Origin of the sequence: Gilliamella sp. wkB171 (assembly GCF_001693755.1) — a bacterium.
GTDB classification, from domain to species: Bacteria; Pseudomonadota; Gammaproteobacteria; order Enterobacterales; family Orbaceae; genus Gilliamella; species Gilliamella apicola_F.
Map to the genome: position 1 here is coordinate 1 of NZ_LYST01000045.1, position 16,389 is coordinate 16,389.

Consider the following 16,389-nt stretch of genomic DNA (forward strand, 5'->3'; position numbering starts at 1 on the left):
GCATCGGGCATCGGGCATCGGGCATCGGGCATCGGGCATCGGGCATCGGGCATCGGGCATCGGGCATTATTAAATAGTCTAGGAACAAAAAGTCATCACGCCAGCGAATTATCCTCGCACTTAACGTCTTTTATCTCTTTTATCTCTTTTATTTCATCTTTAAAATTTTTATATCACTTCAAATACTTTTCGAGCAAAATTTCGTTAAATAATTTATATGTAATAGATTATTTTAAATTAATTCAATCGAAATTAGCGCAACGCTCATTATTCATATTTTTTATTTTATTGACGATTCATCCAGTGCAAGCATTAAGTACATCGACAGCAAAAGCGATAGAGGGCAGTGCACCGGAAGTGATAAATATCGATTTAGCAGCGAATAAACAAGGATTTACGGTTAATGGTATTTTTTACAGTGAAGCAAGCAACAATATCAAGGGTGATGTAGTTAAGGAATTTAGTGGTGATTTAAGCCCTGCAAATTTTATCGTTAAGAATTTTTACTATAATTCATTGGATAACACATTAAATTATGCGGATAAAGATGGTGATGGGATAGATGTATCAAAGCCATTTTTACTCTCATTTACCAGTAAACAGTGGTATGACGGTAATGGAAAATTAATTACAGATACTAGTAAAACGATGGGGTGTGGAAGTAGTTATCCGATGCCATTAACGCTTGAAATAACAACGCAGGTAAAGACCTATTCTAAATATGGTATCCCTCGGGAAAGTGATTATGTGCCAATAGTAAAACGTTATCAAATTTCTTCTAAACCTCAAGTTTGTTATGCTAAACCCTATGCTATTGAAAAAATGCCACAATTTCAGTGGTTAAGTTTTGATAGTAGTAATACATTCATTGCTTGGAATGATTCACGTTATACGTCAAGGACAGCTGTTGGTGGCGGCTATACAGCAGATTATGTGCCTAATATGGGGTTTAAAACTAATCCAACCGAATCGGGAGGGAAAACATTTCCGACTACTGGCTTTTCTGGCGCCAAGTTTCAACTAATAGTCGCAGGTGCACAAACTGACTATAGTTTTAGTGTTCCCAATAATCCTGGGGGGCAAGTGACTATCGATCCACAGGGTTATGTTTTACTAAGAGGCAAACCAACAGGTAATGTTACTGTACGGGCTACATTGAAACGAGATCCAACAATTAAATTTGATTATACCTTTAATCCAACCAGTGTTTGGGCGAATCCGCTTAAAGATTTTTTTGATATCTGGAGTGTTGCTATTCAAAGATGTAGTATAAATAATTTGCTCTCTTACTCGGAGTTAACCAATACACCTGTTGATGATCGTTTAAATGGCTCTTTTGAGATTATAAATGGTTATACAAGAGCCATTGGTCAAGGACTTCTACCTGAATGGGGTTATTCAACTCAACAAACTTATCCTGATTCAACATGGCGAGATGAAGGGGATAGATATTGGACAAAAGATTTGTACTATCAAAGTAGCTATGGTACTCATATTGATGTTAATTCAAGTTCTGGTCTTTTAGGGGTAGATGCTGATGCAGTAGGCGCTCCAGACTATTTGGTTTGTCGGCAATAACGGCTTTTCATCTGTTTGGTATAAAAATGAAAATTGATGAAAAGTTAGATTTATTGAATCAATATCAAGGTATTTTATTATTTCGCGAAGGATTATTTTTACGTGCGTATAATCAGTCTGCCTACATTTTAAATGAGATACTTGGGCAACAGCTAAAATTGAAATTTTATCAAGCTGCAGGCGCTCGAAATCAATGGATAGTTAAGTGTGGTTTTCCGGCAAATAAGATAAATGAACGTTTACCAGGAGCGGCCTTAACCTCTTTTGGTTACCGAATTGCTGGTGATTTTGATTTAACGGATTATGGTCAATGGTTTGCGCGACGTTGCCTTGAAGAGAATGAAATGAACGAAATGGCAAAAGCCGACTCCGAGTCGTTATTAACGACGAGCCGTCGGCGTCGGAGCTCGCGCTGTATTTGAGTAAAATCTAGACAATAGCTAACAGTTATTGTCTAGAAAAAATATATTTGATTTGTATTCATATTACATCATCGTTAGCAAAACAAGCTGAATTTTAATTGATTAATTTTAAAAACGAACGCGTTTTTATCAGATCTAAAAAAATTTAATAATTGAATAGATACTTACACAAGATAATATGGTGTTTTGTAATTAAGCATGATTAATGAATCCGTTAAGATTATTTAATTTTTTTAAATTTTGGATGATAAAGTTATTTTACTGACTTTATTACAAAGTGCCGCCTAGTTTTACTAAACTTATATCATAAATAATCAAACCAATATTTTTATTGTGCTTCTCAATAACAAAATTTACAATATCTTCCTGATATATCAGTTAGGTTATACACAATGTCTATCGCTGTTGTTGAAATAAATCGTAAATCAATTCTACATAATCTTGACGTGTTGAAAAATCAAGCACCGCAAAGTGCACTAATGGCTATTGTTAAAGCTAACGCTTATGGTCATGGTGTTGAGGGTGTCGCTAAGTTATTGCAAGATAAAGTCAGTTATTTTGGGGTTGCAAGAGTTTCTGAAGCATTATTTTTAAGAAAACTTGGTATTAATACACCGATTGTCTTACTTGAAGGTTTTTTCCCTCATGATGATGTAGCGGATTTGATCGATTTTAATTTGCAACCGGTGATCCACGCTAGTTGGCAAATTGATGCTTTAAATAATATTGCCATTGACAATCAAATTACCGCATGGTTTAAAATTGATACAGGAATGCATCGGTTAGGGTTTCATTTAGATGAAGCACAAGCCGAATTTAATCGGCTTGCTAATTGTCAAGTGATACGTAAATCGATAAACATTATTAGCCATTTTAGCTCAGCGGATGAATTTGATTCAGCACAAACTAACCAACAAAATGCACGATTAGATGCGTTTATTCATTCTTCAGGCAATAAATCATTGATCAACAAACTTTCTATTGCTGCCTCTGGAGGAATATTGCATTGGCCTGATTCTCATCGTGATATGATAAGAGCAGGAATTGCGTTGTATGGTGTTTCTCCTTTCAATGATCCTATTGCGGATCTTAAACCTGTAATGACATTCAAATCTGAATTAATTGCTGTGCGTAAACATAAAAAAGGCCAAGCTGTCGGTTATGGTCAAATCTGGACAAGCCGCAAAGATACGCTTTTAGGCGTGGTTGCTATGGGGTATGGCGATGGTTATCCACGCAATATTCCAGAAAATACGCCTGTCGTTATTAACGGACGCCGAGTGCCAATAGTGGGGCGAGTTTCGATGGATATGATTGTGATCGATTTGGGAATTGATTGTCTAGAAAAACCCGGTGATGAGGTCATATTTTGGGGTAAACAGTTACCTGTTGAAGAGATTGCTAAGCATACCGGTATCAGTGCATATGAGCTTTTAACGCGCTTAACTTCCCGCGCAAAAATTCACTATATAGATTAATCATTATGATGAAAAAAATATTTTTATATACGATTCTTACACTCATTATTATTATAGGTGGTGCAATTGGTATTAGTTACTATTTTCTGCACCAATTCTCAAAACAGCAAATGCAAGTCACAGATGACAACCAAATATTTGTGCTTAAAAAGGGAACGACTTTGCATCAATTAGTTGCTGAAATAAAACAAAACAACTTAATGCAACAAGCTTATTTGTTACCTTATCTTTATAAATTAGATCCTTCGTTGAGTTCGATAAAAGCTGGCACTTATCAATTACATGCTCACATGACAGTTGAAGAATTTTTACAGTTACTAGTCTCTGGAAAAGAGAGTAATTTTTCTATTCAATTTGTTGAAGGTAAACGGGCTAAAGATTGGCTTAATGTGCTTAAAACTACACCTTATATTCAACAAACACTCGATGGCAAATCTAATGAAGAAATTGCTAAATTATTGGGTATTGATGGTTCAATCGAAGGGTGGTTATCACCAAATACATATCTTTATACGGCCGATTCGACTGATGTAAGTATATTAAAACGTGCTTATCTGACCATGAAAAATAATTTACAAAAAGTATGGGATAATCGTGATAAGGATTTGCCATATCGATCGCCTTACGAAATGCTAATTATAGCTTCAATTATTGAAAAAGAGACGGGCATTAGTTCTGAAAGAGCGAATGTTGCTTCGGTATTTGTGAATCGATTAAAAGCAAAAATGAAATTACAAACTGATCCAACGATTATTTATGGCTTAGGTGATAATTATACTGGTGCCATTAGGCGCTCTGATCTAACCGATACCAACAATCCGTATAATACTTATGTTATTGAGGGGTTACCGCCTACACCTATTGCTATGCCTAGCCTTGCTTCTTTAGAAGCCGCCGCTCACCCAGCCAAGACCAACTATCTGTTTTTTGTGGCAACAGGCAACGGTGGTCATACGTTCTCCAATAGTTATGGTAGTCATCAACAAGCAGTCAATGAATACCGTAAATTAACGCGTGATGTTAATTAATCTTATCGCTATCATCGCCGCATAAATCAGTATGCGGCATCTATAACAAATTTCAAAAATGTAAGCATAACTGTTTAATTGTGTTAATTTTCGGTAGATAGTTTGTCAAGCTGTTTAATAAGATGTAACAGTTGAACGGTATTTTCAGGATGTTCTTTTAAGGCTTCTTCAAAATAAGGATGAAGTGCAAACGTTGGTATATTCGTTTTGGCATCGATAAGCGCCAAAATCCGCGGAATAAAAATCCATTGTAACCATTCATGACTTTGCATAGTGTCGATTGCAAAAGGTTCTTGGCTTAAAAAAGCAGCAGCTGGTGGTGGCGTTGTTTGCCATAAACGAATGTTTTGTAATTCAAGTTTGATTAACTCAAGTTGTTTTACTATTTTTTGGGTTTGTGACAATTCATCAATAAGTTTGCGATAATATTGCCAATTAAAACAAGGTCCAGGATCAGTTTTACGTTCTGGTGCAATGTCGCTATGACCAGTAATATTTTTAATGCCATACGTGTGTTGCAACAATAAGGTAACAGCGGCTAATTGTTGATATTGATAGTCAGTAAAATCATCTGTATCACAACCTTCCATTTCAATGCCAATCGAAAAATTATTACAATTCTCCCTACCTTCAAAACTTGATTGCCCAGCATGCCAAGCTCGCTTATCAAATGGAACAAATTGAATTATCTCACCATCACGACGAATAAATAGATGGCTTGATACTTCTAGTTGAAAAATTGTTGCAAAATAGGGATGTTCGTTAGGATCAAGTTTACCCGTAAATAGTTGTTCAACATAAGGACCACCATATTGATTTGGCGGTAAACTGATATTATGAATGACTATTAATGAAATTTCTTCATTAGTAGGGCGATCATTATAATAAGGTGAAATAACTTGTTTTACACCCTGTAACCAACCATCAATAATATTAAGTGACATATGGACTCCAATAAACTTTGCTATATACAGCGAGGATAAAAATTAATTTTGCGATAACGTTCACAAACATTATTTTTGCATCTTAGATAGTTGCAATAAATATCAATTATTATTTCCAAAATGGATTTTTACTTATTATTTCATTTTTTTGTTTTGCTATAAAGTCACTACCTTATTCACAGACTTTAACTCACGAGAGAATTATGACAGCTCAATCAGGATTTACCTTGTTTGAACTTATGATTGCAATAGTTGTTATTGCTATTCTTACTGCCATTGGCTTACCGGCTTATCAAGGTTATGTAAAAAAAGCTGCTTTAACCGATATGCTACAGACTATGACAGCTTATAAAACCGCTATCGAAATATGTGCAATTGAACAAGGTAATTTAACACATTGCAGTAATGGTAATAATGGTGTGCCCATCAGTAAATCATCTAATTATGTCACATCCGTTTCTGTAGCTAACGGTGTGATTACTCTGGTTGGTAAAGGAGCTTTATTGGGATTAACCACGACCTTAACACCGACAATTAATTCGACAGAAGGTAATTTAGGTTGGACGCGAAATTGTTTAACAACACCTGCAGATACTTCTTTAACACAAGCTTGTGAAGCTATTTTTAAATTTTGATCGTTAAAACGATTAATAAGGAATATGTGATGAATGAAGAGCAATTAGTTGAAAGTTTGGATAAATTATTGTTGTCAGCATTAGATAAACGGGCTTCGGATATTCATTTTGAACCTTATTTACATCATTATCGTATTCGCATGCGAATTGATGGTGTGCTGCAAGATATGCTTATGCCACCATTGACTTTAGCTAAACAAATTGCCGCTCGGTTAAAAATTATGGCAAAGTTAAATATTGCTGAGCAGCGCTTACCACAAGATGGTCAATTAATAGTAGATCGTTATGCAATGCGGATATCTACGTTACCGGTCATTAATGGTGAAAAAATTGTGCTTAGAGTCATGGACAATAATGAATCAGAACTCACCATTGATGATTTAGGATTAACACAACACGATCTTTCAATATTTCAACAAATTTTAGATTACCCTCAAGGGTTGATTTTAGTGACCGGACCAACCGGTAGCGGGAAAACGGTTACCTTATATAGTGGATTAAAAAAGTTAAACAAACCTGAGCGTAATATTTGTAGCGTTGAAGATCCTATTGAAATCCCCATTGAAGGCATTAATCAAACTGCGATAAATGTTAAAGCTGGTTTAACATTTGCTGTTATATTGCGAGCGTTACTCAGGCAAGATCCCGATGTGATAATGATTGGTGAAATTCGTGATCCTGAAACAGCAGAGATTGCTATTCAAGCAGCGCAAACAGGACATTTAGTTTTATCCACATTGCACACCAATTCAAGTTTAGAAGCCTTAATTCGATTAAATCAAATGGGGGTTAAAAATTATCTGGTTTCCTCAAGTTTAAAATTAATTATTGCCCAACGTCTTGTTCGTAAGCTTTGTCATTATTGTAAGGTTGTCGCAAGTCAATTAATCGTATTAGGAGGAGAAACAACAGCCCATTTTATTGCTATGGGCTGTGAACATTGTTTTGGTGGGTATCATGGGCGCGTAGGATTATATGAATTTTTACCAATAACGGCAGAAATACAACATCAATTACTCCGTGACCAAATGATTTCACCTACCAATATGGTAACGCTAAAAGTTGCAGGGCAAAAACTGGTTAAAGATGGTGTTACCACCATTGCAGAATTGCAACGTGTTTTGGGTGATTATCTATGAAAAGGCTCTACGTTTGGTATGATTTGGATTTTAATGAAAATAAAATAATTGCGTCTTCTCAGCAAGAGGCGAAAAAAAAGCTGTTATTACAAGGCAAAATTGCCATCAAAATAAAAGCAGTTAAATATATTAATAAACATAGTTTTAATCGTTTAGAGTTACTGGTTGTTACTAAACAAATAGCAACGATGCTTAAAGCAGGGCTTTCTATTGTTGATAGTTTACTTATTTTAGCCAAAGAGCACCCTCATCCTCATTGGCAATATCTTCTTGTTGAAATTGAAAATCAGATTGCAAAAGGGGAACCTTTATCAAAAGTTTTAACTCAACATCATTTAGTCTTTCCAACACTTTATTGTGAAATTGTTGCAATCGGTGAGATGACAGGACAATTGGATTCAAGTTTTGAACAGTTAACGTTACAACTCGAAAAATCGATTAAACTACAAAAGCGTATCAAACAGGCCATGCGTTATCCATGCTTTTTACTCTCGGTATCAATAATTGTGATAGTGATAATGCTATTAGTGGTTTTACCCAAATTTGCTGACATTTATCAAGATTTCAATGCTCAATTGCCGTTGTTTACCCAATGCGTTATCGATTTGTCAAACTTTTTACAACGAACTTGGTTCGTTGTTTTAATTACTCTGTTACTAAGCTATTTATTATATCGATATTATCTTAAGCTTCGCTATCGTGATGTGATTGATAGTTATACATTAAAATTACCTATAATCGGTAAAGTAATTGGTAGTAATTGTTTAACACATATCTTTCAAACAATAGCAATAACTCAACAAGCTGGTATCCCTTTACTTGCAGGTTTGACCGCTTCGGCTAATACAATTACGCATCACGTATATCAAAAAAGTATTTTTTATATGATAGCCGAAATCGAAAAGGGGTTTTCTTTTAGTCATGTTTTACAAACACAACCGTGTTTTCCAACTTTATGTCGTCAATTGATCCACATAGGTGAACAATCCGGTACGCTGGATTTGATGCTTGCAAAGTTAGCGGATTACTATGAAGAGCAGAGTCAAACATTAACTGATAATTTATCTCAATTATTTGAACCGTTGTTAATGTTAATACTAGCGCTAATAATTGGAAGTTTAATTATTGCTATGTATTTGCCTATCTTTCAACTTGGCGAAGTGATTAACTAATGATAGCTTGTATTATAGCGGTGTTAGGTGCATGTATGGGCAGTTTTATTTGCGTTGCTTTTAGTCGGTTTTCGCCATTACATACTCCCTTCATTTATTTATCGGCCATAAGTTTAACATGTTCATCGTGTCCAAATTGCTTCAATAAACTAAAAGTTTGGCAATTAGTTCCGCTGTTGTCTTATTTTCTATTAAGACAACGTTGTTATGCCTGTCAGGCTAAAATACCAGCTTATTATTTTTTGTTAGAGTTAGCTATTTCAGTGTTGTTTTTGGTGATTTATTGGCATAAAGGTATTAATGCGCAAAGTATTATGTTAATGATGTTGGGCTGTTATTTTTTACTATTAGCCTTAATCGATTTTAAATATTATCTATTGCCGGATTTTTTTACTCAACCATTAATGTGGGGAGGCTTATTGGCGGCATATTTGAACATCAGCAATATAATATTAACCGATGCATTTATTGGCATTTTATGCGGGTATCTTTTATTAAAAGTACCGGCTAGTTTGTTTTATTTAGTTTCAAACAAGCATGGATTAGGCGGGGGAGATATAAAATTACTTGCCGCGATAGGTGCATGGATTCCTTATCATTTACTTTCCTTATTAGTAATTATGGCTTCAATATTGGGTATTTTTTATTTTCTGATCTTAAACTATCTTTTTTATCGACAATCATTAAAAGTTATTCCATTTGGTCCATTTTTATTAATTTCGGCGTATTGCTGCTGCTATTTTAGTTAATTAAATGATTAAAAGGGTTAAATTTCGCTCAAACACATCTAATCTTTTTATGTAATGTAAATCGATTAAATATTTCATTCTTTTTCAAAATTCATCAGTTAGCATATCTGTATTTTAATATATAACTAAAATCACTAATCATAGTAAAAATAGTTATTTTTATAAAAGCTAGAATAGCAGTATAGTACTAATCAATAAACTGATTAAGTTTACAATTGAGAATGAATAAGGAATGTATAATGAGTCGTATTAATGAATTGAAATCAGAGATGATTGCATGGCGTCATCACATCCATGCCCACCCAGAAACCGCATTTGAAGAGAAGAAAACAACTGAATTTATAATTGAAAAGCTTAAATCTTTCGGTATAACTGAGCTCTATACCGATTTTGCACCAACTGGTGTGGTCGGTATTATTAAAGGCAAAAAAGAAGGTCGAGTTATCGCGTTGCGTGCCGATATTGATGCTTTAGATATTATAGAAGAGAATAAAATAGATTATTGTTCAACTATCCCCGGTAAAATGCATGCCTGTGGTCATGATGGTCATACTGCAACATTATTAGGCGTGGCTAAATATTTGAGTGAACACCGTGATTTTTCGGGTACAGTCGTTGTTATCTTCCAGCCAGCTGAAGAAAACGAAGGCGGTGCTCGTGTTATGGTTGAAAATGGCTTGTTCGATCGTTTTCCAATTGAAGCTGTCTATGGTATTCATAATCAACCGAATATGAAATTAAATCATTTTTACATTAACCATGGACCAATGATGGCATCATATGATGTTTTCGAAATCAAAGTAACAGGTGTTGGCGCTCATGCTGCCGCTCCTCATCTTGGTAAAGATACAATTTTAACGGCAACACAAATCGTAAATAGTTTGCAAAGCATTGTCAGCCGCAATGTCGATCCTATTAGCTCTCTTGTGGTGAGTGTTACGCAAATACATAGTGGCGATACGTGGAACGTGTTACCACAACAAGCGGTAATTCGTGGTACAGTTCGTGCTTTTAGCGCCGATGTACAAGATATGGCTGAGCAACGTATTAAACAAATTGCAACAGGTATTGCCAGCACATTCGAAGCCAAGGCTGAGGTTGATTATCAACGGCGTTATCCAGCAACAATTAACTATGCCAAGCAAGCAGATATTGCGATAGAAGCAGCTAAAAAAGTTGTTGGTGAAAATGGTCTTATTATCGATCCTTTACCATCAATGGGCTCGGAAGATTTTGCTTTTATGCTGCAAAAAATACCGGGTGTATATGTGTGGCTAGGTGCTGGCAAAGGTGCTAATTTACATAACCCAGCCTACAATTTTAACGATGAAGTTTTAACAACTGGGGCGCAATACTTTATTGAAATAGTCAATCAAGAACTTGGGGGTTAACTCAACCTAGCATTTTTTAATTGTTATCAAAAGATTTACTCAACTAATCAGTTAACTATCTTTAAAATGTAGTTGTTAACTGATTAGCTCTCACAGATCCTAACAAGTATTAATTAATGAAAACAAAGTTTACTCTCTACAGCGCCTTTTACTCTAAATTGTGTGTTGAGATCGATGCCATTAGCAAGCACAACTTGAACATAAATATCGTTGTCTTGATTTAATTTCATCGTTGCAAGGACTTGACCGCTTTCGCGCCAATTGCCATCAATCTGGCATTCGATGGTATCACCAATATTGGGTAAACTATCGCTTTTACCCGTTAATAAATAAAGCCCTCGTTTATTAGCCCCACGAAATTGAGCTCGAGCCACCATTTCTTGACCACAATAACAACCCTTATCAAAACTGATGGCGTCATAATATTGTAAATTACATGCTTGAGGCAGTAATGTTTCACAATTTTCCTTATCGATAATGGCATAACCAGCTTCTAAATCAAGTTGCATCCATCGGCTACAAGGTTGTAAATCTTCATCGATAGTTTGAGGTGATACTCTAATTGCCCGTGTATGAGGTAAATTTAATTTGATATAAGTAATATTATTATGGGTAATACAATTTTGATGATTGAATTGGTCAATAATGTCTGCGGGTATCGCATCGTATTCTAAACCAACGATATTTAAATCATTAACCTGCTCGATAGAGACTTTAGAAAATACGGCATATTTTTTTAAAGCAGCAATTTGCACATCAGCAACACTTTTACGTAAGATATAGTAGATATCTTGCTCTCGTTGAAATAATAGTATGTTACTCCACATTCTGCCTTTAGCATCACAATGTGCAGCGAATAAGGCAGTTTGCTGAGAAAGGTGATCGATATCAATCGTCACTTGTCCTTGTAAATATTTGCGATTATCCACTCCAGATACTTTTACTAACTGCCAATCGGCAAGTGAAATGGGTTTAGTTGAGAAATTGCTCATAATAGTGCCTTTTACAAATAAAGAATTTTAACATCAGTAACACTAGAGTTCCAATTTTCTAAAGTGTTAAAACAAAACAAAAATGACTGGAAAATCAATATATAATATTTTGATTACTTTATTAAACTCCCTTTATTTTAATTTTGCAAATTTACACTATTATTTTTTTATTGTGATTTAGTTAAAAGTTATATCATTGACTTAATTGATTTTATATATAAGTTAATGCACAATAAATCAATAGATGACAAAAAAGTTATATTGGAGGCAATAACCATGGCAAAATTGTCAGGTGCGGAAATGGTCATTCAGTCATTGATTGATCAAGGAGTAAAACAGATATTTGGTTATCCTGGTGGAAGTGTTCTTGATATTTATGACGCAATTCATACACTTGGTGGTATTGAACATATATTAGTTCGTCATGAGCAAGCAGCTGTGCATATGGCTGATGGGTATGCACGAGCTACAGGGGATGTTGGTGTTGTGCTAGTTACATCTGGACCAGGTGCAACTAACACTATTACCGGTATTGCAACTGCCTATATGGATTCTGTGCCACTGGTTATATTATCTGGACAAGTAGCAAGTAATTTAATTGGCAATGATGCATTCCAAGAGTGTGATATGGTCGGTATTTCAAGACCAATTGTTAAACATAGTTTTTTAATCAAAGATACTCAAGATATTCCAGAAATTATCAAAAAAGCATTTTATATTGCGTCAACCGGTCGTCCAGGCCCTGTTGTCATTGATTTACCGAAAGATATTGTTAATCCTGCCAACAAATATAATTATCATTATCCAAAATCAGTATCGATGCGTTCTTATAATCCAACAATACAAGGACATAAAGGACAAATAAAAAAAGCGCTAACGACACTTTTTACAGCTAAAAAACCGGTTCTTTTTATTGGTGGCGGTGTGATTTCTGCTAATGCAAGTGAGGCGATCAAACTGTTTGCTGAAAAATTGAATCTGCCTGTTGCTTCAACGCTGATGGGCATTAGTGCTTTCCCCGGAACAAATAAACATTATCTAGGCATGATAGGTATGCACGGTGTGTATGAAGCCAATATGTCGATGCATAATGCGGATGTTATTTTGGCTATCGGTGCACGTTTTGATGATAGAACAACTAATAATGTTGAAAAATATTGTCCTAAAGCCAAAATAATTCATGTAGATATCGATCCTACTTCAATATCTAAAACCATCATGGCAAGTATTCCTGTTGTTGGTGATGCTAAAATTGTTGTAGAAACTATGTTAGATCAAATTGATGAACTAAACATAGAGCGTGATTTAGATGCCTTGGTTGATTGGTGGAAACAGATCGAACATTGGCGAGCTCGACATTGCCTTGCTTATAGTCATGAAGGTAACAGTATTAAACCGCAAGAAGCAATTGAAGTATTATATAAATTAACTAAAGGCGATGCTTATATCACTACTGATGTGGGTCAACATCAAATGTTTACAGCGCTTTATTATCCGTTTGATAAACCTAGACACTTTATTACTTCTGGTGGACTTGGTACCATGGGGTTTGGCTTACCAGCAGCATTAGGTGTTAAATTAGCATTTCCAAAAAATCGAGTTGTTTGTGTAACCGGTGATGGTAGTATTCAAATGAATATTCAAGAACTATCAACAGCATTACAATATGGTTTACCTATTTTAATTTTGAATCTTAATAATCGTTTTTTAGGTATGGTTAAACAGTGGCAAGATATGATTTATGCAGGGCGACATTCCTCATCTTATATGGAGTCATTACCTGATTTTGCTAAAATTGCTGAGGCTTATGGTCATGTTGGCATAAGTATTAATAAGCGTGAAGAGCTTGAATCCAAACTTAAACAAGCGTTATCAATTAAAGATCGACTTGTTTTTGTCGATGTGATGACCGATGCTACAGAACATGTTTATCCAATGCAAGTTCGTGGTGGTTCAATGAGTGAAATGTGGTTAAGTAAGACGGAGAGAACCTAATGCGTTATATATTATCTATTTTAACTGAAAATGAACCTGGCGCATTGTCTAGAATAATTGGTCTATTTTCACAACGTGGTTTTAATATCGAAACCATTACAACGGCGCAAACCGAAGATCCAACCATGCATCGTATGACCATTCAAACCTCAGGCGATGAGCATGTACTTGAACAAATTCAGAAACAACTTCATAAACTAATTAATGTATATCGTGTTAATGATTTAACTGAAGGTCCTCATGTTGAGCGTGAAATTATGTTAGTTAAAGTTGCTGCTAAAGATTCAGATGCTCGTGACGAAGTGAAGCGATGTGCCGATATCTTTAGAGGATCAATTGTTGATGTAACTGCAACGCATTATATTGTTCAGTTATCGGGCACCAGTGAAAAGCTTGATTCATTCTTATTATCAATCAGAGAAACATGTAATATTGTGGAAACTGTTCGATCAGGGATTATTGGACTATCCCGCAGCGAAAGAACACTTAAATAAGTTGTATTCTAAATAAATCTAAAGGCGTATTAAGCGCCTTTTTTAAATGGAAATGAAGAATATCGATAATTTAAAAGATGTTATCGAATTTAAGTAATAATTAACTAAATAAAGGTAGAAGAAATTACAACTAATTTTGTTATTAGTTTTTATAAACACCGTTTTTAAATAAAATAATATTTACATAAAGGAATCATAATGGATTGGTATACGGTTATTAAAATAGGCATTTTAATTTTTGGATTAATCAGTTGGATCCTTTATAGAGGTGAACGTGGTGTTAATAGGGGGGGGGAACATCGTGTTAATAGGGCAATTTTAGAGAAACACCTATCCCAACGTGAACCAATAAGAGATTTAACAGATGAAGAATTAGAACTATTACATCCGTACCTAACTAGTAAAATAAAGGTTTATCCTTATAAATCTCAATCATCTTTAATCGATAACCATGTGTCCTATTTACGAGGTGAGTGCTATCGTAATAGTTTTCACAGTAATACTGACGAAATAACTTATTACTATGAAGTTGACAATATTGAACTGTTCTTTCCATATAGTATGGATAGATATATTGATAAATTTAATATTATTGAAGTTGTATTTACCAAATGGTATGGGATAGTCGTAAAAATAAATGATCACGATATCAAGACCGCATCCGAAAACTATGGTCCTAATGAGGAATATGAATTTGACGATTTAAAAAACACTAACTTGTTATATGATCGTGACTCTGTTGATATTGAGTCACTAACGCTTTATGATGATAATAAAGAAGTTGATAAACAACATAATACAAACCGTTATCAAAAAAATAATTCTTATGGTATTGGCACAGATAGTTCAGAAGCATCGATTAATCAAACCCTTTATCAACGCGAAGAAAGGGGATTTGAAGCTATCAGTCAACATAACCTTGGTATAGTAACTTCACTTTGTTTGATATTAGCAACGGTTTTACTGATACAATCATGGTTTAGTGAAAATGAGCAGATATCCATCTTAATCTTAATATTAGTCTCTCTTAGTGCAGCAGCTTTTTTTGTTTGGTATAAACCTAAACGCCATTTAATTCCACAACAAGTGAAAGTTATTAAAGCTAAAATTTCAAATACTTTTACGGAAATGGGTATCGGTGATAATGGTAGAAAATTACTTCGTAATGGTCATACGTTATCCGTCAATAATGAAATAGAGCAGTTTGGTTCGCCTAAATTTATTATACGAAATACAATTTTATTCATTGTTGGGATAGTTTTATCTGCTGTTCTTTATTATTTTACCGATCCAATTAATAATGGTTATTTTGCTTATCGGTATTACAATCAACAATCTCACAATCTGCAAATTAACGATCTAACCACTTTAGAAAATAGTGATATCTCTCAAGGAGATATTGTAAATATTTCTATAAAAAACACATCGTGTGATGTCAATGATTTAAAGGTCAATTATAAATGTCACCACTTTTTTATCAATACTCAGCCGATGACATTGACGGGAGATAATGTGATGAGTATTAACAGCTCATTAAAACATATATTTGATCCAAAATTTGTTAATGATTTTATCGATTTAGAAATGACTCGTTTAAAAAACATGCAACAAGAATATCAACTATATATTGATATGCTCAACAAACATTCTGTTGAAAGAATCAAATTTTATATTAAAAAATCTTTCTCTAGAATAAAAAATATAGGTCAAATAATCATTGACATTGAAAAGGTATGTAAAATTACACCTCTCGAAAATTGTGACAATATTAAATCCCGTATAGTTAAGTTATTTGATAGTGATAAAGACGGTATTACATGGGATGATCTACTTGCTAGGTCAGAAAAAAATCCCGAAATGATGGATGAAATAGTCGAATCCAACGAAGTAAATGTTCTTAAAATTAATTTAAAACCATTTAAATTAGAATTACTAAAAAAATTAGTGAAAATTGTTTCTCAATATCAATCTGAAAATGCAATAGAAATTACATTAACCAATCAAAGCTATATCGATATGCTTCGATTAGTCATGAATAATTCAATCAAATTGGATGAATTTGAAAATGTGAATTATTATATTGATATTTTAAATAACACTATCTCGCCTAATGTTAATATTATTGGTGTGGTAAGTGATATTCGTTATCGTGAGGATCAAAATTCTAATACAAAAAGTATTTCTGCTCTGAAAGTTAATGCAAATCATCATTATAATTTAAAAGCAAATCAACCATTATCTCCGCTTTTTCTGATAAATATGCTTATTTTTGTTGTTATGACATTAACAGCTACAATTAACGGCATTCAACTAGTAAGGAAAATAATAATTAACCGACATCGAACGAGTGAAATTAAGAAATATTATGAAAA

General features: G+C 34.2%; 13 protein-coding genes and 2 pseudogenes. 12 read left to right on the forward strand and 3 right to left on the reverse strand.

The features are described from left to right. The 4 genes and pseudogenes from A9G03_RS09555 to mltG all read left to right on the forward strand — a co-directional run. Window positions 1-1,578 (forward strand): annotated as a pseudogene (locus tag A9G03_RS09555) (hypothetical protein); the annotation flags it as partial. Between the two features lie 26 nt (window positions 1,579-1,604). Beyond that, window positions 1,605-2,000, forward strand: a complete 396-nt coding sequence (locus tag A9G03_RS09560; protein WP_065799065.1) for a hypothetical protein — start codon at window positions 1,605-1,607, stop codon at window positions 1,998-2,000. Between the two features lie 392 nt (window positions 2,001-2,392). Beyond that, window positions 2,393-3,478, forward strand: a complete 1,086-nt coding sequence (gene alr, locus A9G03_RS09565; protein ID WP_065799066.1) for an alanine racemase — start codon at window positions 2,393-2,395, stop codon at window positions 3,476-3,478. An 8-nt stretch (window positions 3,479-3,486) separates the two neighbouring features. Beyond that, window positions 3,487-4,506: an endolytic transglycosylase MltG gene (mltG, locus tag A9G03_RS09570; RefSeq protein WP_065633520.1), complete on the forward strand. Its 1,020-nt coding sequence runs from the start codon at window positions 3,487-3,489 to the stop codon at window positions 4,504-4,506. 83 nt (window positions 4,507-4,589) lie between these two features. Here the strand turns inward: mltG and A9G03_RS12885 are convergent, their stop codons facing one another. Then, entirely contained in the window at window positions 4,590-4,910 is a 321-nt protein-coding gene (locus tag A9G03_RS12885) for a YqcC family protein (protein ID WP_442903115.1), read from the reverse strand. A gap of 6 nt (window positions 4,911-4,916) precedes the next feature. After that, window positions 4,917-5,450 (reverse strand): annotated as a pseudogene (gene ampD / locus A9G03_RS12890) (1,6-anhydro-N-acetylmuramyl-L-alanine amidase AmpD); the annotation flags it as partial. 203 nt (window positions 5,451-5,653) lie between these two features. Between ampD and ppdD the strand changes: the two are divergent. The 5 genes from ppdD (at window position 5,654) to A9G03_RS09600 (ending at window position 10,536) form a co-directional block, all read left to right on the forward strand. After that, window positions 5,654-6,085 carry a prepilin peptidase-dependent pilin gene (ppdD, locus tag A9G03_RS09580; RefSeq protein WP_065799068.1) on the forward strand — a complete coding sequence of 144 codons (432 nt, stop codon included), beginning with the start codon at window positions 5,654-5,656 and terminating at the stop codon, window positions 6,083-6,085. A gap of 29 nt (window positions 6,086-6,114) precedes the next feature. Then, window positions 6,115-7,224, forward strand: a complete 1,110-nt coding sequence (locus A9G03_RS09585) for an ATPase, T2SS/T4P/T4SS family (RefSeq protein WP_065799069.1) — start codon at window positions 6,115-6,117, stop codon at window positions 7,222-7,224. After that, on the forward strand, window positions 7,221-8,396 hold the full coding sequence (gene hofC / locus A9G03_RS09590; RefSeq protein ID WP_065799070.1) for a protein transport protein HofC: 1,176 nt from the start codon (window positions 7,221-7,223) through the stop codon (window positions 8,394-8,396). Before A9G03_RS09585 ends, hofC begins: the two co-directional genes overlap by 4 nt. Beyond that, complete coding sequence (locus A9G03_RS09595; protein ID WP_082209443.1) at window positions 8,396-9,145, forward strand: prepilin peptidase; 750 nt, start codon at window positions 8,396-8,398, stop codon at window positions 9,143-9,145. Before hofC ends, A9G03_RS09595 begins: the two co-directional genes overlap by 1 nt. A gap of 239 nt (window positions 9,146-9,384) precedes the next feature. After that, window positions 9,385-10,536 carry a M20 aminoacylase family protein gene (locus A9G03_RS09600; RefSeq protein WP_065799072.1) on the forward strand — a complete coding sequence of 384 codons (1,152 nt, stop codon included), beginning with the start codon at window positions 9,385-9,387 and terminating at the stop codon, window positions 10,534-10,536. A gap of 113 nt (window positions 10,537-10,649) precedes the next feature. Here A9G03_RS09600 and ygfZ read toward each other — a convergent pair whose 3' ends face one another. Then, window positions 10,650-11,528 carry a tRNA-modifying protein YgfZ gene (gene ygfZ, locus A9G03_RS09605; RefSeq protein ID WP_065799073.1) on the reverse strand — a complete coding sequence of 293 codons (879 nt, stop codon included), beginning with the start codon at window positions 11,526-11,528 and terminating at the stop codon, window positions 10,650-10,652. Window positions 11,529-11,804: 276 nt separating this feature from the next. Between ygfZ and ilvI the strand changes: the two genes are divergently transcribed. The 3 genes from ilvI to A9G03_RS09620 all read left to right on the forward strand — a co-directional run. Further along, the gene (gene ilvI / locus A9G03_RS09610) at window positions 11,805-13,523 is read left to right on the forward strand and encodes an acetolactate synthase 3 large subunit (RefSeq protein WP_065799074.1); all 1,719 of its coding nucleotides are present in this window, start codon (window positions 11,805-11,807) and stop codon (window positions 13,521-13,523) included. Next, window positions 13,523-14,017 (forward strand): acetolactate synthase small subunit, encoded by a 495-nt coding sequence (gene ilvN / locus A9G03_RS09615; RefSeq protein WP_065799075.1) that lies wholly within the window; start codon window positions 13,523-13,525, stop codon window positions 14,015-14,017. The genes ilvI and ilvN overlap by 1 nt, the downstream gene beginning before the upstream one ends. A gap of 198 nt (window positions 14,018-14,215) precedes the next feature. Next, a partial coding sequence (locus A9G03_RS09620; RefSeq protein WP_143425846.1) for an intracellular growth attenuator family protein occupies window positions 14,216-16,389 on the forward strand: 2,174 nt, incomplete at its 3' end.